Source organism: Nostoc sp. C052, from assembly GCF_013393905.1.
Classification (GTDB): domain Bacteria; phylum Cyanobacteriota; class Cyanobacteriia; order Cyanobacteriales; family Nostocaceae; genus Nostoc.
Genome location: NZ_CP040272.1, coordinates 915,878 through 937,833 on the forward strand (window position 1 = coordinate 915,878; position 21,956 = coordinate 937,833).

Below are 21,956 nucleotides of genomic sequence, written 5' to 3' on the forward strand. Positions count from 1 at the left end.
ATTGCTTAGACAAGTGTATTTTATTTGATAATTTAAAATCAACGACAGTATATTTTATATCCTTACTAGGCGCTGTCTGTTATCACCTTTGTTAAGACATACTTTGCGCGTGATTAGGTCTTTGGGGTGGACGATGGAAGTGGACAGACTTCCATAGCTTGAATCAAGCCGTGTTCAAGGGTGAATCGATGACCCACATGCTCATCGGCAAGAACTGCTCCGGCCAAGTCACGCACGACCTGATGCACATCGACCAAAATGCGCCCCGACTCCTCCGAGTAAAAGGAAACCGGCTCGACGTGCGGATTGATCTCGCTCCATTGCTCCGTCCAGTAAGCGCGAACTTCTTCAGACCCACGGACAAAACCGCCTTTGAACGCTTTCGGCCAAGCCACGTCCGCAGCCATGAGGGCAAGGGCAGCATCAATGTCTCGCTCGTTGAAGGCTGCGTAAGCCGCACGGAGCAGTTCGATTTCTGGTGCAGGTTGATCTGACATAAAAGGTATGGTGAAGGAGATGCAGTATGGATTTTAGATCAATATAAAGAAAAGAAACCTAAAGACCCAACAATTGCTGAAAAATTCAATACATATAGCTATGAGACGGGAATTTCAATTCCCGGTGGACAAGCGGTTTCACGTTAAGTTGACACCAATGGGCATGTTCCCTACACCTTGCAATGTAATACAATACCTTATGTGAATGGGAACCGCTATATTGCTTTGCAGATTACAAAGAACAGGTAATAGATTTACTATAAAGAGTCTGCACCGTCAGCGTTGAAACAATGCAGATTATTCAACAGATTCAGGTGTAATCGATTTGTGATTTTTCGGGAACAGACTAATCAATGTGCGTAAAACCTGATTGACGAGCTTCTCCATTAGTAAAATACTCTCGTACATCGGGATCAAGTATTACCGCCCCATCTTCAAGGGTAAAGTGCTGTATAACAGTCGTCTCATCAGCTTGATGAATTTTAACAGTATGTCCGCCTCGATAAGCTTGGTAATACTTGCCGCGATCGCCATCAGTAAAATCGTATTCTGGAAGCATATCGTTATCTGCGATCTCCGGCGGCTCAGAATTAACTTTGTTCATAAACTTTCCGTTCTGCTTTTGTGGCTTGGCGGCAACTGATAAAGTTCCTCGCACCGATGTAGAATATACCTCGGTAATGATGAATGATTAATTTAGTGTACTTCTGAGTTCCAATCCCCATGCAACAGTTATTTCCTGGAGAGGTATTCGCCAACACTGCGGATTTTGACACTGGTATTCGCCAACTGTTACCGCGATACGATGAGATGCTGGAAGTAATTAGCCATTGTCTACCTTCGACAAGTCGGCGTATTTTAGAATTAGGCTGTGGCACAGGCGAACTTAGTCTCAAGATACTCAATCGCTTTCCAGACGCTCAAGTAATTGCCCTAGATTACTCACCTCGAATGCTGCAATTTGCCCAAGATAAAATCACAGCAGTGGGATATAAACAACGCTGGACTGGCATACAAGCAGACTTTGGCGACTGGGCAAATAATCCAGAGAAATTGGATATTGATAGCAAATTTGATGTTTGTGTCTCATCCTTGGCAATTCACCATCTCCAAGATGAGATGAAATTGAAGTTATTTGAGCGAATTGCTGCTAGCCTTACTCAAGACGGCTGTTTTTGGAATGCAGATCCCACCTTACCAGAATCACCAGCCTTAGCAGAAGTTTACAAAGCGGCACGAGAAGAATGGGCAGTTGAACAGGGAATTAATTTGATAGAGATTCGCGCTAAACGTGCCACTAGCACTACTCAAGGTTACTCCAGTCAAGACCAACTAGCTAGCTTAGATGTTCATTTACAAATGTTGAGCAAAGCTGGATTTAAGACAGTTGCAGTACCTTGGAAATATTATGGTCTGGCGGTGTTTGGTGGCTGGCTGTGAGCAATTACGGTTTTGAATGTCTAGATTTGAGATTCACCTATCTCCAATGGGGATTTATCTGATTAACAGCTTGATAGTAACGAAACAGTAATAAATAACATTATTTCTCTTGATAAGAACTAATATTTGAAGAAGAATTCAGAAGTCAGAATGGGCTAAACGCCCCGCTATCGCTAACAGGAGTCAGAATCAAGACGCGACGCTTGAATACTCGCGACCGCTGCGCTATCGCAGACTCGCTCATAGCGTTACCATGCTGTTCGCGCGTTAGCGTCTCTGAAAGAGAAGGCTTTACGCTGCGCTATCCGCCAGTCATACATAATTCATTCTGAATTCTGAATTCTGACTGCTGACTGCTGACTCCTGAATTCTGTTTGATAAACGCATTAGGTCTGTAAAGGAGGTTTTGCCAACTCACACAAGGGTTTCGCCTAAAACTTACGGTAATTAAGCCTACTTTGTGTTTTTATACAATATTTCCCCATCAAAAGTACCAGATGAGGTTACTATCAATCATCGACAGATTAATCCGAAAATACAAAGTAGAAAAGTTACTTCAGATAAAGAAACCAGGGGTACACAATTGGGATTCGTTTTTCTGTTCCTTTCTCCAGTGGAGTTAAAGCCGCTGTTTGCCATCACTTAGTTTTAAAAGGAGAATATCTTGGATGGCTCGAAATAAAAAGAAATCAGCCCGGTTCAAGGATGGGCATTCACTTGACTCTAGATGTCCTATTTGTTGTATTGTCCCGCCCCACATACTAAAAAATGTCGTGGTGAATGGCAATCCCCAGCAGCGTACTTGGGCTTTTCATACATTAAATATTTCGGCGCAATTTTTGGGACGAAGAAATGTCGTAGGTAATATCTCGTTTGCGCCTTCTCCGGGTGAGAAGCGCCGCACCATCTACGACGCCAAAAATGGACAGCAACTCCCTGGTACGCTGGTGCGTAGTGAGGGAGACCCACCCAGCAGTGACCCATCAGTGAATGAAGCTTATGATGCGGCTGGTGCTACCTATGACTTGTTTCATGAGATATTCGATCGCAATTCCGTTGATGACAAAGGACTGCGTTTAGACTCCACCGTGCATTATGGCGTTAAATATGATAATGCCTTTTGGAACGGCGACCAAATGGTTTATGGTGATGGCGATGCAGAACTGTTTCAACGCTTTACGAAATCAATTGATGTGATTGGGCATGAGCTAACTCATGGTATAACTCAGTATGAAGCTGGTTTACAGTATTATGGCGAACCAGGCGCACTGAATGAGTCGTTTTCTGATGTCTTTGGTTCCTTGGTGAAACAAAAGATCAAAAATCACACAGCAAAAGAGGCAGACTGGCTGATTGGTGAAGGTCTTTTGGTACCAACTATCAAAGGTGTTGCCCTCCGCTCCATGAAAGCACCAGGAACAGCTTATGATGATCCAGTATTAGGCAAAGATCCCCAACCAGGCCATGTGAAAGATAAATATACTGGTACTGATGATAACGGCGGGGTGCATATCAACTCAGGAATCCCTAACCATGCCTTTTATCTAGCTGCGGTTGAGATTGATGGCTATGCCTGGGAAAAAGCTGGTAAAATCTGGTATGTAGCTTTACGCGATCGCTTAAATGCCAAAGCAGATTTTAAAAAAGCTGCCAACGTCACCATTCAGGTTGCTGGCGAACTCTACGGTAGTGGCAGTAATGAGCAAAAAGCTGTGCAGAATGCTTGGCAAAAGGTAGGAGTTATTTAGATTTAGGAGAGACGCGATAAATCGCGTCTGTACAAGAGTGATGAGTAGAGACGCGATAAATCGCGTCTCTAAATAGTCAGTACTCAGGACTGATTAATCTATTGTTTGTTGTTGCTAAAGTGGGAGGTGAGAACTATCATCTCCCACTTTTTGTATTTATCTCAACTAAATAACACAACGGAGAGCAAAAAAATGCGAGTATCATTTGAACGCACCGGCGGCTTTGCCGGCATTAGCAAGAAGATAACCGTTGATACAGAAACTCTCCCACCAAATGAAGCGGCGACACTACCCCGATTGGTGGAAGTTGCTGATTTATTTAGGCTACCGGAATTAATTCCCTCACCAAATCCCCAGAGCGATCGCTTTCAGTATAAGTTAACAATAGAAGATAACGGTAAGCAGCATACGGTGACTGTCAGCGAGTCAGCATTGCCAGGAACCTTAAGACCTCTAATTGAATGGTTCCAAACAATGGCACAGAAAAGGTAATTTGCTGAATTAGCAATTGAATTTTTAGAAGAAAATCCAGTTAACACAATCTAAAATTCAACAGGAGAAAGTGAAGTTGTGGGTGAAGAGAATATAAATTTTAATTCCGTAGAAGAAAACCAAACTGATGATTTTTTACACCTAGCATCTGTAAAAGAGGATTGGGGTGGAGACGGAAGAGGGCGCATGAATCTATCAGGAAGGCGCACAGCAATCTCCAAAGAGTATGTACCTCGCCAGTACCAATTTTTTGATACAAATGCCGTACCAGAAGAACACAGTTGGCGAGTAAATGGAATGCCGGATAATGTAGCATTTGGAAGCCGTCGCTTACTTACTTGGCATGACAATGGTGCATCAACGTCAAGAGTTGTAATACCACGGCAATTTGAAGCACCGTCTGGCTTCTTTACTTCTGATTTGGAGATTTTTGTGCTTAAGGGTGCAATCCAAGTGGGAGAGTGGCAGTTAAGCAAGCATGGTTACTCCTTTATCCCGGCAGGTGTCAGAGTAGGCCCTTGGAAAGTGCTAGGTGATGAGGAAGCGGAAATCCTCTGGATGGAAAATGCTTCTCTCAAGTATAAATATTCACTAAATGATCATCCAGATGCTAAGTTAAGTGGCTTCATCCCAGCATTGGATAGTAAATTGCTACCGTGGGGCAAGGCAGATACAGTTCAATTTATACAAGCAAATAAGAAGTGGCTAAGAAAGGATAGTAACGGGGGTGGAGCCTGGCTGCTTGCTATCTTGCCACATTATGATGGCAAGTCCCAAATGATTCAATGTTATAATGAGGAAGGCTATTGCCTAGCTGGATACTGTGATATTGGAGACCACCGATTTGTAAAAGATTATTTTGCTTATGGCCCTAGTTTTATCACCTCTCCTTGGCATAGAACAGATGATGGCGGTTTATTCTTTATTAGAGTTGATAGGGATTTATCACAAGTTGCAACAGTTTTGTCATATCCACATGGAAACCTATAGGCATTTTATGGAAAAAGGTTTGTGCATCAATAATCTAATTTCTTTTTAAATAACGTCCAGTAGGTGAACCCAAAACTTGTCCGTTGTTGTAGATAAGAATTCCACGTAAGAAGGTACTTTTTACCCTTCCAGTTAACTCCATTCCTTCAAAAGGTGTATAACCTTGTTGTGATTCTGACTCAGCCGCCCGTACCACAAAGCTTTCATTGGGGTCTACTAATACCAAATCAGCATCATAGCCAATAGCAATATCACCTTTTTCTAACAAACCAAAGCGCCGCGATGGGTTCCAAGATAACAACTTAGCGATATGGTTGTAAGACATTCCTCGCTTACTACCTTCACTAAATACACCAGAAAGTAAATATTCTGTACCGCCAAAACCAGACTTTGCTAACCAAATATTATTCGGGTCTTTAGCACTTCTTTTTTGTTCAGCAGAACAGCAAGCATGGTCGCTAACTATCCAATCTACTTGATTGTTGAGTACTGCTTGCCATAGGTATTCTACATCGGCACGAGGACGAATAGGAGGGTTGACTTTTGCCCAAATTGTATTCGGGGTATCGACATCTAGTAACAAATGTCCGACGGTAACTTCTCGCCGAAAGTTGATATGAGGAAAAGCAGTTTGCATAGTCAAAGCTGCTTCCATTGCTTTACGCGAACTCAGGTGCAACAAATTGATATTTGCACAGTTAGTCTCATTTGCTAAATAAGAAGCAATGCAAATTGCTAAACCTTCAGAATGAGGTGGACGCGCTGCACTGTAAGCGTGTAATCCACTCAGACTAGAATCATTTTCAACTATTTTGGTATAGGCGTTGAGAATTTCTGCAACTTCGCAGTGCAAACTCAGACTAATAGTCTCTCGCGCTTCTGGATGTTCTGCCATCAAGCGAGTTAGACCACGCATAATAAATTCAAAATGGGCAAAATCGTACCGTTCCTCTTTATTAATCATCAAAAAGAGGTTTTGCTGGTCTGACAACCCATGTAACCCATAGCCTCCATAAAACATGAAGATTTTAAACGAAGAGACACCGTGTTCCTCAAATAATAGAGGTATTTCATCGATATGCTGGCTAGCTATAGGTGCAATGTGATAGCTATAATCTACAAAAAAATTACCTGCGGATAAGGCCAACACCTCTGGAAAAAAATCACGGTAGGAGCCGCCTTTGTTAAGATAATACTGCCCTGTACGGATGTAATTCAGGCTGGTAGTGACGCCTCCCATTGCAGCTGCTTTGGTTTCAGTCACAGCATCTTTGTCGAGGGGTTGATAGATACCGACGTGCATGTGGGCATCTACGACCCCAGGAAAGCCCAGCAAGTTTTTGCCATCAAATACCTTTTTGCCTGTGTCTGGGCTAATATTAGGGGCAATCTGAGCAAATTTCCCATCCTGAATTCCTAAATCAAGTAGTTCTATTACATCCTGATGGGGACGAACTACTCGGACATTTTTGATAATTTGATCTAATACGGGAGTTTCAGACACAGTATACCTCACACTAAAATGAGTTAGTCAGGAATTCCAACATCGAATCGGGACGAAGACCAAATCCCATTATCATATAACGGTTTTTTATGGAATCAGCTTCAGAAGAAAAGACAATGGAAAGTTTTAATGAGTATCATATAGACCCAAAAGAATTTACTTTTCTCAAAAGTTTTCAAGATAACTGGCAAGCAATTAGAGACGAGTTTACACACTTTATTAAACAGGCATCTAATGAGGATTTAAAACTGGCTTACGATATTCTTGGCCCTAAAAGTAAAACGATTCAAACTAAGGGTGATGCCAAATACAGTGCCTTTGGAATTTTATTTCAAGGTATGTTTATCGAAAAATATATTCAAGTATATCAAATAAAATATCCTGATTATGGGTCAGAAGAAGCATCACAAAAAGCACTTGCCTTAAGAGAGAAATATTTCCCAAATTTGGCGAAATTAATAGAAAAAGTCAACTTTAATGATGATGAGATCATCAGAAATGTGTATTTTGGGACATTCCATCCAGGCTTGGATATCAAGCTACACGTGAACTACAACCCTCATACAAATCGTGGCTATCTAGGATTGATTGTACCAGAGGGAGATGTAGCTATGAAAATCTGCCATGAGCAGCTTTATTGGCATGAAGGCAAATTCCTAGTTTTAGATCATAGCTATCCACACTGCCCGCATAATTATACTAATTATGATAGAACTGTTTTGGTTGTAGACTTTTTTAAGCCAGACAAACCAAGAGAAGAAGTTATCCAATTTGAGAACGAGCAAGTCACCCAACGTATGCAAGAAAATCCTTACAGCTTAGGTGTTTTTGGTAAAAGTGATAAAGCGAAAGTAGAAGATTTTATCAAGTACGGTTTAACTCATCAATTAGAGTGGGATAAAGCTTTATAAGCTTGTAATGCCCACGGCAATTGTTGTAGGTGTGTGATGCTTTCAGCTAACGCACCTAAATTTATATTTATGAACATAGCTTCAAATAATTTGCCCTAATTGCTTCTACCAATGAATTTAAAAACTTACAAAAAGTTAAGAGCAAAACAACTGAATCCAGATTTTAAATCTGCTGTTGAAATTGTCGAAATTCCTATTTCCAAACCTGCTGTTAATGAAATTCTAATTCAAAACAAATTTGCTGGTATTAACGGTGGCTTTGACACTTTACTTTGTCGTGGTGATGTTCCACATTTTAACTTAATTCCTCCCTTCGATTTAGGTGTGGAAGCTGTGGGTGAAGTTGTCGCTATCGGTGAAAATGTCAAAGATTTTCAAATAGGTGATGCTGTCGTAACCACAGCGCGTGGTGGCGGCTATCGAGAATATCAGGTTATTGATGCAAACTTAGCGGTGAAGGTGCGGGAAGCAACGCCAGAGTTGCTAACACTAATGCCTACAGGTGTATCAGCTTTAGTGGCACTGGAACAAGTGGGGGAGATGAAAAGTAATGAAGTGGTTTTAGTGACAGCAGCAGCAGGGGGAACTGGCCATATTGCGGTGCAATTGGCAAAGCTAGCTGGGAATCATGTCATTGGTACTTGTAGTTCTGAGGCGAAGGCAAAATTACTGAGAGAATTAGGGTGCGATCGCATTATCAACTATCGCACAGAAAACCTCAATCAAGTCCTCAAGCAAGAATACCCCAATGGGATTAATTTGATTTTTGAGTCTGTGGGTAAAGAAGTATTTGATACTTGCGCTGAAAACTTAGCAGTGCGGGGACGTTTAGTAGTAGTTGGTTTTATCTCCGAATACGCAAATAATGTTGAGCAAATTACACAGCTACGCCTTTATCACCAACTATTTTGGAAAGCAGCTTCCGTGAGAGGCTTTCTCATGGCTCATTATAAAGAATATATGCCAGAGGCAAGCGATCGCCTTTTAAACCTGTATTACACAGGCAAACTGAAAGTTGCCGTTGACCCAACACAGTTTCAAGGTATGGAATCCATACCCGATGCTGTACAATATCTCCTCAGTGGTCAAAATTGTGGCAAAGTGGTTGTGAAATTTTAAGTAACACAGTATTAGCTTATATCTTCTAGTTGGAAGTGAGAATGACACAAGATTCAGAAAATACTTTAAAAGTTGCTCGACAGGCATTTGATAATCTGACGCATGGCATGTCAACTGGAGACTGGGAAGCTTTATTAGATATGCTCACAGAAGATTTTACCCTTTGGTTTCCAATGGGTAAATTTCACGGTTTAAATGTGGGAAAAGAGCGAGCTAGAGAGTTTTTCGAGTACGTTTTTGAATCCTTCAATCCTGGGCTAAAACTGACTAGCCTAGACCATATTACCAGTAATGAAACTACTGCTGTCTTTGAGTTTCGGGACGAAGGCCCTTTATTCGGACAGCCCTACAAAAATCGGGTAGCAGTCTCTTTTGATGTGCGCGGAGACAAAATTTGTGGCTATAGAGAATACTTTGGGAGCGATGGAAAATCTTATTAAATAATTCGTAATTCGTAATGAAGCTCTCTACGAGACGCTAAAAGCGAACGCGGACTCGCTACCGCTACGCTAACGTAATTCGTAATTATGAATTATTTAATTTAATTTTGTTAGTTTCTTTCAGGGTTGAGTTCGTTGATTTCTTTGCACTTTGCCTCTGCGGCTTGATATGCCGTCAAATAGTCTTGACCGCCCAACATTACATCACCATAATATTCATAAGGTGGATCGCCATAAATTGGCAATGGGTCATCTTCTGGATAATCTTCTTTTGATTCTTCAATGATGGCTTTCAGTTTTTTAATAGTCAGACTATGTGCTGCAAAATACCAGAGTTCTTGGGGATTTTTGTTCAGATACGGTAATGTAGGATCGATAATACGGATATCAGAAGCGTCGCTTAGTTCAATCCAACTGTGTTCAACAGGTCTGTATGGCTTCCCAGCAAAAGCCAAAAATCCCTGAATATATCTTGCTCCTTCAGTAGACAATGCAGCTTTGTAAGCATTATCAAACGGAGTACTAGCCCTGCTGTTTATCAGTTCAGCAATTTTGATTGACAGCGTTTCATCCAATAGTTTGTTCATCAATAGCAAGGATTAGAGCAGCCATGAAAATATATTACCACTGCTACTTACCATTTTGCTTGGGCATTGGGCATTCACTAATGACTAATGACTAATGACTAATGACAAACTCTACTTTGTACTAATCACCATCTGTAAATTTATTAACAAGTCGCTTGAAGTGTAGGGCTTAGACAGAAGGGTTTTGACACTATTACCAAGGTTTTTAATCATTTCATGATTAAAGGCTAATCCACTAACACCAATAACTTTGATAGCTGGATTAATTTTTTTTAAAACATTGATAGTTGTTGGTCCATCCATATATGGCATCATCATATCAACCAACACCACACTAATTTCTTGTTGATGTTCTGCGTATAGTGCGATCGCATCAATACCATCACTAGCTACTAAAACTCTATAGGCATTTTTTTCTAACCAGGTTTGAGTCACCTCTCGAATTGAATCTTCATCATCAACAACAAGAATCAATTCTCCATGCCCTGCTGGTAATTCCTGATTTCCAGCCAGTTTCTCATCTGTATCCATTGTCTGCGTTACGGGTAAGCAAATTTGAAATTCAGTGCCTTTGCCCACGTCAGTAACTACATTCACAAAACCGCTGTGGCTTTTTATAATGCCAAGCACTGTTGAAAGACCAAGTCCTGTGCCTTTACCCAGTTCCTTTGTTGTGAAAAATGGCTCAAAAATTCTATCTACTATTTCTCTAGCAATTCCTGTGCCTGTATCACAGATACCAATCATCACGTAAGAGCCGACCTTAGCATCAATATTCATTCGGGCATAGTAGCTGTCAACCCAGAAATTCTTCGCATAAATCTTTAGGATACCGCCATGAGGCATAGCATCACGAGCATTAATACAGAGATTCATTAGTACTTGATGTAGCTGAGTAGCATCGCCAAAGATATTCCACAGGTTTTGCCCAGGAACATCAATGCGGATTTCAATTGCTCTGGAAAATGTTTGCTTAACAATATTTTCAATTTCTGAAATTATATTCTCTACCTGTAAGGTTTTAAAGTTACCTACAGAGCCACGTGAAAACCACAGCACTTGTTTAACTAAATCTGCTGCACGTTTAACATTTGTTTCCATGATTGTCAGCCATTGCTGACTTTTTTCATCGGGGAGCTTTGTTTCTAAAAGTTGTACTGTCATCATTATGGGAGTCAGTGCATTGTTGAGATCGTGGGCGATGCCACTTGCTAGAGTGCCAAGACTCTCCATTCGCTGGGCCCGGAGAAACTGCGCTTCGAGTTGTTTTTTCTCTGTAATGTCGGAGTTGACAATCAGGATGGATTTAGCTTGTCCCTCATCATCATTTACTAATGTCCAGCGACTAGCAACAATTATCTCTTTACTTTGTTTTGTAACTTGATGTAACTCACCTTGCCATGAACCACTCTCAGCTAATATTTTTTGGATATTTTTCAGTTCGCAAAGACTTTGCTTTCGATACAAAAGCTGATTGGCATTCTTGCCTATTGCTTCTTCTGCCATCCAACCATAGAGATGTTCAGCCCCTTTATTCCAAAATTGAATTTGGTTAACCAAATTTTGAACGATAATCGCGTCTGTGGTGATATCAAGTAAAGCTGCTTGCTCACGGATTTTTTGTTCTGCTTCTTTACGTTCGCGCAGCGCGGCTTGTTGTTCGGTAATATCAATTATAAAACCCGCCATTCGAGCAACTTTCTCTGTAGAGTCTAAAAAGATATACCCGTTGTCTTCAACTGTGATATAAGTACCATTTTTGCAACATATCCGAAATTCAAGATGGAATCGTTCTTTTGTGCTTAAAATGCGTTTAACTTCTTCACTAAAGAAGTTTCTATCATCAGGATGAATCAACTCTAGCCAACGATTCAAACCTCCTAACATCTCAGGTAGAGAGTAACCTAATATTCCCTCTACATTACCACCGTATTGAATATCGTTGGTATGCAGATGCCAGTCGTAGAGAATCTGACCACTCGCTTGAATTAGTGCTTGATATCTATTGTTCCATTCGTCTAAGGCATCTGAATGACATCGCAGTTTTTCTTCTACCTGCTGACGCTCCAAGATTTCCATCTCTAAACGTTTATTTTGCTCTGTAAGTGTTTTTGTCAGGTTCCGTAAACGTAAATGCGTATTTATCCTAGCTAAAACCTCTTCATGTTCTAGAGGTTTAGTAATGTAATCTACTGCACCAAGATTCAAACCTCTGACTTTATCCACCTTGTCATTCATGGCAGTGATAAATATTACGGGGATATCTTGAGTAGCTGGATTTGCTTTCAAAAGTCTACAGGTTTCAAAACCATCGATTACTGGCATTAATATATCTAATAAAATTAGATTTGGTAAGGCATATTCTGCCATACCAACGGCATTTATCCCATTTTCAGCTACTAAAACTTTAAAGCCGTAATACTCTAATAAATCGATCAATAACTGTAAGTTAACCGGGTTATCATCAACTATTAAAATTACGTCTTTTTCATTGTTATTTAAATTCATAACTGCCTCTTATAAAATTTCTTTTAAAACTTCTCGAACTTGTTTGCCTTTAAAATAAAATATTTGGCACTATAAAATAGAGCTTATAGCTTGGAAAGATAAGTACTGCTATGTGCGTAAAAAATACATAGCCTCTGAGTTATAGCACTACAAATTGTAAGTAGTGCAGGATATGCCTATGCCAATACTTGTCGGGTTTTGGGGAAAAAGGGAAGGGGAAAGGGGCAAGAAAAACCTTTAACCTTTACCCTTTAACCTTTTCCCTAAACTCAATTCCAAGTTAAAAATCCACCAACCGAGCAGTATTGATGCCTATGCTACTTGTAATTTTAGCTATAAGATTGTGGCGATCGCACTTTCCTTTTCCAAAAGCAAATAAATATATATATAGAAAAGTAGGGGCATACAGCTAGCTGTATGCCCCTACAATGTTTATCTATAAAATCACGAGTTTGTGGAGGGATCAAGTTTTATCCTGACCGTCTTGGGACGACAGGGGCTTCCCCAACAAACCTGCCCAGAGGGCATATTAGTAAAAACACTACTACGAGCGCCAATTACGGCATTAGCTCCGATTTGCACTCCTGGCCCAACAAAACAATCTGCTGCTACCCATACACCATTATTAATAGTGATACTTGCTGTTTTTAACCCAAAGGCAGGATCTCGCAGATCGTGGCTACCAGTACACAGGTAACTTTTTTGGGAAATTACGCAATGTTCACCGATGTGGATCTGCTCCAGGCTGTATAAAACTACGTTATCTCCAATCCAACTGTAGTCGCCAATCGTAACTTTCCAAGGATACGTAAAGCGGGCGGTAGGTCGAATTAATACACCTTTGCCGATCCGAGCGCCAAATAGTCTTAGCAAAGCGCAACGCAGAATATTTAACGGTTGAGGAGTGAGGGGAAAAGCGATCGCTTGTACAAACCACCAGAATAAAACATACCAACCTGGACGCCCCCGGTCAAACCAAGATTGATCATATTTGCGTAAATCTACGAAAGGTTGATCGTTAGTCATTTAATTTTAGATTTTAGATTTTAGATTTTAAATTTTTCCTTCAATCCCTTCTCCCAAGGGGAGACGCTGCGCGAACGGGTGACGCTCGATGACTCGCTAACAGCAGTCACTCATGGGGGAAACCCCCTTGGCGCTAGCCTCTCCCTTTGGGAGAAGACCGTGCTGCTTCACCAAAATTCAAAATTCAAAATCTAAAATTGGTACATTTAGGAGTCAATGGTTAATAGCTTTCCTTCTGCTTCTCTGTTCCCCTGCTCCCCTGCTCCCTCCTTCGGGATAGTTGCAGTATTTAAGTGACCACCACAGTTACGTAATTCGTAAAGTTTAACGCCAATTTGATATTCATATTGACTTAGCAAGCGTGCATAAATATATCCGGCTTTGCCATCTAAAAAACCGCGTTGAATAATATAAAACAAAACAAATCGCAAAATTGGTTTAAATGGTAGGTGTACCCACACTTTTTTCAAAAAGCGCTTGCGTTGCACGGCATCACCAAATAGATTTGCGCCAATAGTACCGCTATCGTCTTTACCTGTGAGAATATTAAAATAAACACTGGCTTCCCAGTTAGAATAGCGGTTATGGCGTTCTAACCAGTGATAAAGGTCGCGGAAGTCCTCGTGGAGCATATCATTTTTGAGATACCCAACTTTCCCCTGTAAAATCACGTGTTCGTGAACTTCGTTATCACCAGTATTCGGAATATCTTCTGTATTTAGATTTTCGTAACGACCTTTTTTATGTTGAAATAAACGTAGATTCCAATCAGGATATTTACCACCATAGCGAATCCATTTGCCTAAGAAAAATACGCGGCGATTGAGATAATAACCTGTATATTCCTGGTTTTGAATTGCTTGCTCAATTTCTTCCCATAGTTCTGGGGTAATGCGCTCATCGCAATCTACAATTAGTACCCATTCGTTGCGAAAAGGTAGATTATCTAAAGACCAATTTTTCTTTTTGGGCCAGCGACCATTAAAGTTGAATTGCACGACATTTACACCGTGACTTTTAGCAATTTCAATACTGTTATCGGTACTTTGAGAATCTACTACAAATATTTCATCTGCTCTGCTAAGGCTAGCAAGGCACGCAGGCAAGTTTACTTGTTCGTTTTTTGCTGGAATTAATACTGAAACTGGTATTTTAGATGGCATAGGAGTATAAATTATGTTATTGGTTATTTCTTATTTGATGTAGATAAAAGACCCTGAATAGCAGCATTTAAGTAACCAATCTGACCGTAAGCATAAACAAGTTTGTCAAACCGTTCTGCTGGATCGGAGAAATATTGCAATGCTTTATACAAGCCGCGTACAAAGCGTTCGCTACCTCGCTGCAATTGAGCGAACCCAGCTTTACCAGCGAGTTGTTCTCGATAGCATTCGCTGATACCTTGCCACCAACCTCGGTTTAAAAACCAGGAGCGCTGGAGGCGTTCTGGGGCTACATTGTGAGCGACTAAGGCTTCGGGAAGATAAGCGACTTGCCAACCACGCTGTAGGGCAAATTCGGTCATTTGCAGTTCTTCATTAGATAATAGATTTTTCCCCACTCGACCGAGATGAGGATCAAAACCGCCAATTTCTTCCAAAAAACTGCGGCGGATAGAGTAATTTAAGCCTCTAGGTGTTGAGCCAGGTTGCTCAATGTAGATGTTGCTGTCACCTAAATCGTATGCACCTAAATTTGCAGCTAGCCCTGGAGATAGCCATCGTGGTTGTTGGATTCCTGGGGGCCAGATGAGAGTGACTTTGCCTCCGGCGATCGCTAGTTTAGAATTATTGTAATAGGCAAAATATAAAACCTGTAGCCACCCCTGACTGGCTACAGCATCGTCATCCAAATAAGCAAGAATATCACCACTGGCTACTTTTGCACCCGTGTTACGGGCGACAGATAAACCAATGGTGGGTTCAAAAACATACTTTAGGCGGGGATTTTGGGCTCTTTGTTCTACAACCTCACGAGTGCGATCGCTAGATCCATTATCAACTACTACAATTTCAAAGTCAGTAGCAAAATCCTGTGCTAAAAGACTATCAATTGCAGCCCCTAAATAGGTATCTCGATTGTGAGTACAGATAATGGCAGAGATTTGGGTGTCTGGCATAGATTTAATTTTGGATTTGAGATTTGGGATTTTAGATTAAAATCTTAAATCCAATGCACAACTGCTGAGAGCTAATCTAAACCAAAAGTTACTGACTCACCAACCGAGTTTCTTCGGAAATAATCTTTAAAACTTCACGTTTGTTGAATATGACTGTGTAAAACTACAAGAGTTTGAGCTAGTTGACTCAGGCGGGTTTCCAAGGATTGCTTGCGCCCTAACAGTTGACGTAACTTTTGGTAACGAGCGATCGCCATGCTAACATTGGGAACCTGATCTGCTGGACATGGACGCGACCAAACTTTACCAGTATCGTCTACACCACAGAGGCGATAGCCAGTCATAGATGATTGATAAGATACTTTCCCACCACTCGCGCAAATTTCTTCTACGTAGTTCATTAAGCGGTCAACTTCCGCATGGCGCAGTGTTGCAGTTCCTCCCGGTTCTGGTTCTTGGGGATTAGATTCTAACCAGCCATTGACAATTGGCCCTTCTAAGTAAATATCCTGAATTTGCTTCAAAATATTTTGTAATTCTATTTGCCAACCAGCGACAGTCTCCTGAATTTCTTGCAATAGATTCATCGCCAATGCTGGATTAGCACCGTGACGATGGTTACTAAAGCTCGGAGTTTTCAACTTTGGTAGGCTGGGTGTTCTGTTACCATTCTCTTCTGTTTGAAAGGTCTGCACAGATTCATGGTGAGGAAAGAAATTTTGATCAGTTGGATAATCACTCTCAGTATCTACACCCCAGTCAACAGTTTTTCCTTGTGATTTTACTTCTCCATGCTGAGAAGATTGAGTTGGTGTATTTTCTGTGGGTTCGTTGGCTCCGACACTGATTCTAAAGGAGAAAGGCCGTTTTGTTGACGAATCAACTGTTTCAGCGGCAGAGGCAGTACCGCGATTCCCTAAATCGTGTAGAGTTGCTTCAATGCGTTTTAAGCCTGCGTTCATAAAAATATCCTAAAGTTTGCTGTCCCCAGTGGTATTGAATAATTAAAAATGGGGTTGTTGGGATTTTTGGCTTTTGCCAGTTGTAGCATCGATGATGCTGGTGCTAATTTTATCCCTTAAAAGTTATTTGAAACCAAAAATCTCACCGATTAAGTAAAAACTGTGGTGATAAATTGCAACCGTAGATATATTGTTAAAATACTCAGTAAACAACTTTGGGTAAAATCATCTTAGTAACAGGGCCAGCACGATCTGGCAAAAGTGAATGGGCGGAAACTCTGGCCATACAGTCAGGAAAAGCTGTTGTTTACGTAGCAACAGCCACCGATAACCCAGATGACCAAGAATGGCATCAACGCATTTTAGAACATCAAAAACGTCGTCCCCAAGACTGGGTAACTTTATCTGTACCTGTGGAACTGTCTGCAACTCTCGCCGATGCCAAACCCTATACCTGTCTTTTAGTTGATTCTTTAGGAACTTGGGTTGCTAATCTCCTAGAACAGGACGAATCTAGCTGGGAAAACATTCTTGCAGAGTTATTAGAGACGGTGGATCTGGTTGCTGCTGATATGCTATTTGTAGCAGAAGAGGTGGGTTGGGGTGTGATCCCAGCTTATCCCCTTGGGAGAAAGTTCCGCGATCGCCTTGGTTCTTTAGTCCGCCAGCTAAGTACACTCAGCGAAACTGTTTATTTAGTGACTGGTGGTTATGTTCTCAATCTCAGCATCCTTGGTTCGCCGTTGCCAAACAGAGAAGATGCTGGAACATTCAGAAGTCAAGATTCTTAACCCTTGATTCAAATTAATCCAAAATCTAAAATCTAAAATTATCTTATGGCAACCAAACAAGAAGTTAGAGAATATCTTGCCTACTGGTTTCAGTTGGGTAAGAAAGTGATTACGGGCAACGGGGAGGCAAGCATTTTGCCGCTATCGGTGCTAAATGGCGATCGCTATAGTGAAGAATTTGAAGAGTGCTGGCAAAAAATTATCTCACCAGAATCCGGTGACTATTACCTAGAAGGTACTCATGAAACCATTGCTGAACTGCTGACACCAGCATGGGATATGCTGCCTTGTGGCCGTTGCAGTATGCCAGTAGCCGCGCGAAACGTCGGTATGCCGGCGTTGTTATGTCCCTGCAATGATTTACCTAACTGGCCGAATACCGAATTGCCAGCACCGCGAGAGCCAATTAAGACTCAAGACCAACTCAAAAAAATTCGCGATCGGCTCATAGATAATATTACATAAGCAGCAAAGAACCAGTTTGTAAATCTAACAACTCTTTTTTAATTATTTGATTATTTTTATTTCCTCTGTAGTGCCCTTGAGTTCCACTACAGAATTTTTGTTTGTCTGTCTGCACTTACTAACTAGGGAAAAAATAACTATTGGTTATTAACTATGCCCAATCCCCAGTACCCAATCCCTAATCCCCAATCCCTAATCCCCAATCCCTAATCCCCAATACCCAATCCCCAAAATCCTAAGTATTTTACTCATTAACCGTGCCACTATAGAAAATAGAGCTGCAAATTGAGCAATAGGAAGACTAAAGAACACTGTGCAGATAACATTCTTAGGGACGAGTTCCGGTGTACCCACGCGATCGCGCAACGTTTCCAGCGTCGCCCTGAGATTACCCCAAAGGGCAGAACTGTGGTTATTCGACTGTGGCGAAGGTACTCAGCATCAAATTATGCGGAGTGAACTGAAAATCAGTCAACTCTCCCGAATTTTTATCACCCACATGCACGGCGACCACATCTTTGGCTTGATGGGACTTCTTGCTACTTGCGGCTTGGCTGGCAATGTGGAACGAATTGATATCTATGGGCCATCTGGATTAAATGATTACATTCAATCCGCCTCACGCTACTCCTATACACACTTTTCTTACCCGATCAAAGTTCATGCCATCCGTCCAGGGGTAATTTATGAAGATGATGACTTTACCGTTAGCTGTGGTAATTTACATCACCGTATTACAGCTTTTGGCTACCGCGTAGCCGAAAAAGACCGCACAGGACGCTTTGATGTGGAAAAAGCCAAGGAATTGCAAATTCCTCCTGGTCGGATTTATGGTCAACTCAAGCGCGGTGAAACTGTTACCCTTGCTGACGGACGGGTAATTGATGGCGCTCAATTGTGCGGCCCTACAGAAATTGGTCGAAAGATTGCCTATTGTACAGACACAATTTATTGTGATGGTGCAGTCCAATTAGCTCATGATGCTGATGTATTAATTCACGAAGCAACCTTTGCTCATCAAGATGCAGACATGGCTTTTCAACGATTGCACTCCACAACCACAATGGCAGCACAAACAGCTTTAGCTGCTGGGGCACATCGGCTGATTATGAGTCATTTTAGTCCCCGCTATGCTCCCGGAAATACCTTGGAGTTGAAGGATCTCCTCAAGGAAGCCCGTGCTATTTTTCCCCGTACTGACATGGCTTACGATTTTATGATTCATGAAGTACCCAGACGACGGGAAGTAGAGTTAACTAAGGTAGGCGTTTAAATTTTAGATTTTGGATTTTCGATTGAACTTTTTTAATCTAAAATCTAGAATTAACCAGGCATTGTCTTGGAGTTTAGTAGCCAAACTCATAACGTCTAGCAAATAGACAGCAGTTTAGTTTTACTAAAATAAGTCAACTAGTTAACCAACAATTTAGGTTAACTAAGTGTATCAATCATATACAAGTACTATGGTTGAAATATTTCTCTTAATGTGTTTTTTAAATTACAAGTTATCAAAATAACTTTAATATATAGTAATGTTGTAAATTAGATAATTTTCTACTTAAATACTTAGGAAAAATAATTAATTTTTCGTCAAGATTTTTTCTTCCTTAAATAAAATATTTATTAAAATTTTATTCTTCCAACACTGATTAAGAGTTTATATGCGTGAATTGATGAACATGAAAGCCCCAATTGGCATAAGATTGTGCCAAGTGAGCTTGTCATCGTTGGAAGAAGAATTTAAGTATGCTATTGCAGCTATTAGGTGTAAAAAATCATTTCATATTTCTCATAAATCTTCCAAATAAATATATTGTTTCGATATTAGAGGAGTTTGATAGTGGCTAAGACTAGTCTGAATCCAGAGCAACAGGTTACTACTTCAGCACAAGGCGCATTTGACATCAGACAACTATCTACTATTTTGCTTCGCCGACGCTTTCTGATCTTGGGCGTTTCCTGTGTAGTTATGTCAGCTGCTAGTCTTTTGGCTATCATTACCAAACCGACTTACCAGAGCAATATGCAGATATTGGTGAATTCCAATTTATCTGAAGGGGCACAGGCAAATAATATCCCGGCAGAGGAAAATACTCAGGTTACTGATTCCAATTTTCCAGTTGTTGATTCCAGTACTCAGATGAAACTCATGCTGAGTTCTAAGTTACTTCAGAAAGCCGTCGATTTAATTCATTCTGATTATCCTAAGATTACCTTACAAGATATAAATGGTCAAAAAGAACAGAACAAAAAATCACCTCTAGAAGTAACTCCAGAAGAGGGAGGTATAGCAGCGAATAAAGTTTTTCATCAAGTATTTAAAGTTTCTTTCAATGATGATGATCCAGTCAAAGCACAAAGGGTACTTCAAGCTCTGCAAAAAGTCTATCAAGACTATAACAAACAACAACAAAAAGAACGCCTCAATCAGGGATTAGCTTTTGTAAATGCTCGCCTGCCTGAGATAAAAAAAGAGGTGAGTAAAGCTGATAAAAATTTAGAACAGTTTCGTAAGAAACATCAATTACTTGATCCTGAAATCCAAAGTAAAATACTGCTAGAGTCTCTAGCTGATATTCAACAACAGCTACAAACCACTCGTGCCAACCTTCAAGATGTAAATGCTCGCTACGATAATTTAGAGCAACAAATAGCATCTTCATCCCAGCAAAATACACTAATTTCTTCTCGTTTAAATCAGTCAAGCCGTTACCAAACACTATTGAGTGAAATTCAAAAGACTGAATTAACTTTAGCTAAAGAGAGGCTCCGCTATACAGACGATTATCCATCGGTACAAAAACTAAAGCAGCAACGGCAAAGTCAACTCTCGCTATTACGAGAAGAAGTCAAAGCTATTACTACTAGCACTAAGGGAGAACCTTTCTTAAAAGGGCAAATTTTGGGGGTTGATCCAAGGCTAGTAGATGAGTTTATGCTGGTACAGACAACTGTTTTAGGGCTAACTGCCAACGAAAAGAATTTGGCTGAGTCAGAACAGCGACTTCGATCTGAGCTAAATAAATATCCAAGCATAATAGCAGAGTATAACCGTCTGCTACCAAAGGTACAAAGTAGTCATAAAACCCTTGAACAACTGCTGCAAGCACAACAGTCTTTGGGACTTAAAATTGCTCAGGAAGGATATAACTGGCAAGTTTTAACAGAACCTTCTCCTGGTACTTATATGGGGAGCGGCAGATTATTTCTTTTGGCTGGGGGAGCAGTAATTGGGCCGATTTTAGGTATTTTAGTAGCCCTAATTTTGGAAAAGTTTAATGACGCCATTTATTGTGTGGGAGATTTAAAGAAACTGACGAATCTACGTGTATTGGGGTCAGTACCAAAGCTACCGTCCTATGGTGTCAAAAAGCGGCGGCTGGGACTATCTTGGAATGGGCGGCGAAGTTCAGAGTCTTCTGCAATAGAAGCTACTACTAAATTGCCTGTCCATGAAACCCTGGACATGATCTACCAAAATATTCAAATATTAAAATATCCCTTACCTTTCAAGTCGCTAATGTTTACTTCAGCACTACCAGGTGAAGGGAAGACAACCTTAGTCTTAGGGCTTGTGGCTAGCGCTATACGGATGCATCGACGGGTATTAGTTATTGATGCTAATTTGCAGAATCCTAGCCTGCACAAAATCCTGGAAATATCTAATGACTGGGGATTATCTCTGTTATTAGTTGATGAAACAACTACTGATTTTCAAGATTATATCCAGCCCATTCACCCCTCCATTGATATTTTGACTGCTGGTCCGGAACCGGAAGACACGGTGAAGTTGCTCAGTTCTCAACGGATGAAAGAACTAATAGAGTTATTTGAGCAAAATTATGACTTAGTACTGATAGATGCTCCACCTATTTTAGGGACGGTTGATGCCAGAATTGTGGCATCTTTTTGCAATGGGATTGTCATGGTAGAGCGCATGGGGAAAGTGACTCGAACTGAACTGACTCAAGCAACAGAAATTTTGAGTAAGTTGAATTTAATTGGAATTATTGCTAATGAAGTAAGCAATTCTCAAAAGGTATTGGCATCGTAGACTGGTAGGGGCAGTGGGCATTGGGCATTGGAAAGAGGTAGAGAAGAACTATTCTTTTCCCAATACTTGTTGGTTAAGGGGAAAAGGGGAAGGGGAAAGGGAAAAGAAAAAACCTTTAACCTTTTCCCCAAACCCAATTCCGAGTTAAAAATGCTTAACCGAGCAGTATTGATTCTTTTCCTGCCTTTCTCACCTGATTTCTACCTTATAGCTAAAGCAAAATGCATAATTAGTAGGAGGTGGCAACTTCCGGCGTTGGAAAAGTGTCCCATCTTAAAGTGGTAGACACCATAATCCAGAGCG

The 21,956-nt window shown here is 40.8% G+C and carries 20 protein-coding genes; 11 read left to right on the forward strand and 9 right to left on the reverse strand.

Annotation, left to right across the window (positions count from 1 at the left end; translation table 11 throughout):
* Positions 1-113: 113 nt before the first annotated feature.
* On the reverse strand, positions 114-497 hold the full coding sequence (locus FD723_RS03845) for a nuclear transport factor 2 family protein (RefSeq protein ID WP_179064164.1): 384 nt from the start codon (positions 495-497) through the stop codon (positions 114-116).
* 346 nt (positions 498-843) lie between these two features.
* A complete protein-coding gene (locus tag FD723_RS03850) occupies positions 844-1,101 on the reverse strand; it encodes a hypothetical protein (protein WP_218651788.1) in 258 nt (85 codons plus the stop codon).
* Between the two features lie 119 nt (positions 1,102-1,220).
* Here FD723_RS03850 and FD723_RS03855 point away from each other — a divergent pair, with 119 nt between their 5' ends.
* The 4 genes from FD723_RS03855 to FD723_RS03870 all read left to right on the forward strand — a co-directional run bounded on the left by FD723_RS03855 (position 1,221) and on the right by FD723_RS03870 (position 5,167).
* A complete protein-coding gene (locus tag FD723_RS03855; RefSeq protein ID WP_179064165.1) occupies positions 1,221-1,937 on the forward strand; it encodes a trans-aconitate 2-methyltransferase in 717 nt (238 codons plus the stop codon).
* A gap of 668 nt (positions 1,938-2,605) precedes the next feature.
* Entirely contained in the window at positions 2,606-3,685 is a 1,080-nt protein-coding gene (locus tag FD723_RS03860) for a M4 family metallopeptidase (RefSeq protein ID WP_179064166.1), read from the forward strand.
* Between the two features lie 192 nt (positions 3,686-3,877).
* Positions 3,878-4,177, forward strand: a complete 300-nt coding sequence (locus FD723_RS03865) for a protealysin inhibitor emfourin (RefSeq protein WP_179064167.1) — start codon at positions 3,878-3,880, stop codon at positions 4,175-4,177.
* Between the two features lie 78 nt (positions 4,178-4,255).
* A complete protein-coding gene (locus tag FD723_RS03870; protein WP_179064168.1) occupies positions 4,256-5,167 on the forward strand; it encodes a DUF4437 domain-containing protein in 912 nt (303 codons plus the stop codon).
* A 34-nt stretch (positions 5,168-5,201) separates the two neighbouring features.
* On the opposite strand, the gene FD723_RS03875 is transcribed toward FD723_RS03870, so the two are convergent.
* Complete coding sequence (locus FD723_RS03875; RefSeq protein ID WP_179064169.1) at positions 5,202-6,671, reverse strand: amidohydrolase family protein; 1,470 nt, start codon at positions 6,669-6,671, stop codon at positions 5,202-5,204.
* Positions 6,672-6,787: 116 nt separating this feature from the next.
* On the opposite strand from FD723_RS03875, the gene FD723_RS03880 reads away from it, so the two are divergent.
* From FD723_RS03880 to FD723_RS03890, 3 genes are all read left to right on the forward strand, one after another.
* The gene (locus FD723_RS03880) at positions 6,788-7,582 is read left to right on the forward strand and encodes an aspartyl/asparaginyl beta-hydroxylase domain-containing protein (protein WP_179069022.1); all 795 of its coding nucleotides are present in this window, start codon (positions 6,788-6,790) and stop codon (positions 7,580-7,582) included.
* A gap of 111 nt (positions 7,583-7,693) precedes the next feature.
* The gene (locus FD723_RS03885; protein ID WP_179064170.1) at positions 7,694-8,701 is read left to right on the forward strand and encodes a quinone oxidoreductase family protein; all 1,008 of its coding nucleotides are present in this window, start codon (positions 7,694-7,696) and stop codon (positions 8,699-8,701) included.
* A gap of 41 nt (positions 8,702-8,742) precedes the next feature.
* Positions 8,743-9,141, forward strand: a complete 399-nt coding sequence (locus FD723_RS03890; protein WP_179064171.1) for a nuclear transport factor 2 family protein — start codon at positions 8,743-8,745, stop codon at positions 9,139-9,141.
* Between the two features lie 110 nt (positions 9,142-9,251).
* Here the strand turns inward: FD723_RS03890 and FD723_RS03895 are convergent, their stop codons facing one another.
* From FD723_RS03895 to FD723_RS03920, 6 genes are all read right to left on the reverse strand, one after another.
* On the reverse strand, positions 9,252-9,728 hold the full coding sequence (locus FD723_RS03895) for a hypothetical protein (protein ID WP_179064172.1): 477 nt from the start codon (positions 9,726-9,728) through the stop codon (positions 9,252-9,254).
* A gap of 111 nt (positions 9,729-9,839) precedes the next feature.
* A complete protein-coding gene (locus FD723_RS03900) occupies positions 9,840-12,236 on the reverse strand; it encodes a response regulator (protein ID WP_179064173.1) in 2,397 nt (798 codons plus the stop codon).
* A 444-nt stretch (positions 12,237-12,680) separates the two neighbouring features.
* Positions 12,681-13,262 (reverse strand): hormogonium polysaccharide biosynthesis acetyltransferase HpsU, encoded by a 582-nt coding sequence (gene hpsU / locus FD723_RS03905; RefSeq protein ID WP_179064174.1) that lies wholly within the window; start codon positions 13,260-13,262, stop codon positions 12,681-12,683.
* Positions 13,263-13,468: 206 nt separating this feature from the next.
* Complete coding sequence (locus FD723_RS03910) at positions 13,469-14,425, reverse strand: glycosyltransferase family 2 protein (protein ID WP_179064175.1); 957 nt, start codon at positions 14,423-14,425, stop codon at positions 13,469-13,471.
* Positions 14,426-14,448: 23 nt separating this feature from the next.
* Complete coding sequence (locus tag FD723_RS03915) at positions 14,449-15,381, reverse strand: glycosyltransferase family 2 protein (RefSeq protein ID WP_179064176.1); 933 nt, start codon at positions 15,379-15,381, stop codon at positions 14,449-14,451.
* A gap of 134 nt (positions 15,382-15,515) precedes the next feature.
* Positions 15,516-16,343, reverse strand: a complete 828-nt coding sequence (locus tag FD723_RS03920; RefSeq protein WP_179064177.1) for a hypothetical protein — start codon at positions 16,341-16,343, stop codon at positions 15,516-15,518.
* Between the two features lie 215 nt (positions 16,344-16,558).
* Here FD723_RS03920 and cobU point away from each other — a divergent pair, with 215 nt between their 5' ends.
* From cobU to FD723_RS03940, 4 genes are all read left to right on the forward strand, one after another.
* A complete protein-coding gene (gene cobU / locus FD723_RS03925) occupies positions 16,559-17,134 on the forward strand; it encodes a bifunctional adenosylcobinamide kinase/adenosylcobinamide-phosphate guanylyltransferase (RefSeq protein WP_179064178.1) in 576 nt (191 codons plus the stop codon).
* A gap of 45 nt (positions 17,135-17,179) precedes the next feature.
* The gene (locus FD723_RS03930) at positions 17,180-17,599 is read left to right on the forward strand and encodes a hypothetical protein (RefSeq protein ID WP_179064179.1); all 420 of its coding nucleotides are present in this window, start codon (positions 17,180-17,182) and stop codon (positions 17,597-17,599) included.
* Between the two features lie 313 nt (positions 17,600-17,912).
* The gene (locus FD723_RS03935; protein ID WP_179064180.1) at positions 17,913-18,872 is read left to right on the forward strand and encodes a ribonuclease Z; all 960 of its coding nucleotides are present in this window, start codon (positions 17,913-17,915) and stop codon (positions 18,870-18,872) included.
* Between the two features lie 567 nt (positions 18,873-19,439).
* A complete protein-coding gene (locus tag FD723_RS03940; protein ID WP_179064181.1) occupies positions 19,440-21,653 on the forward strand; it encodes a polysaccharide biosynthesis tyrosine autokinase in 2,214 nt (737 codons plus the stop codon).
* The last annotated feature ends 303 nt before the right edge of the window (positions 21,654-21,956 follow it).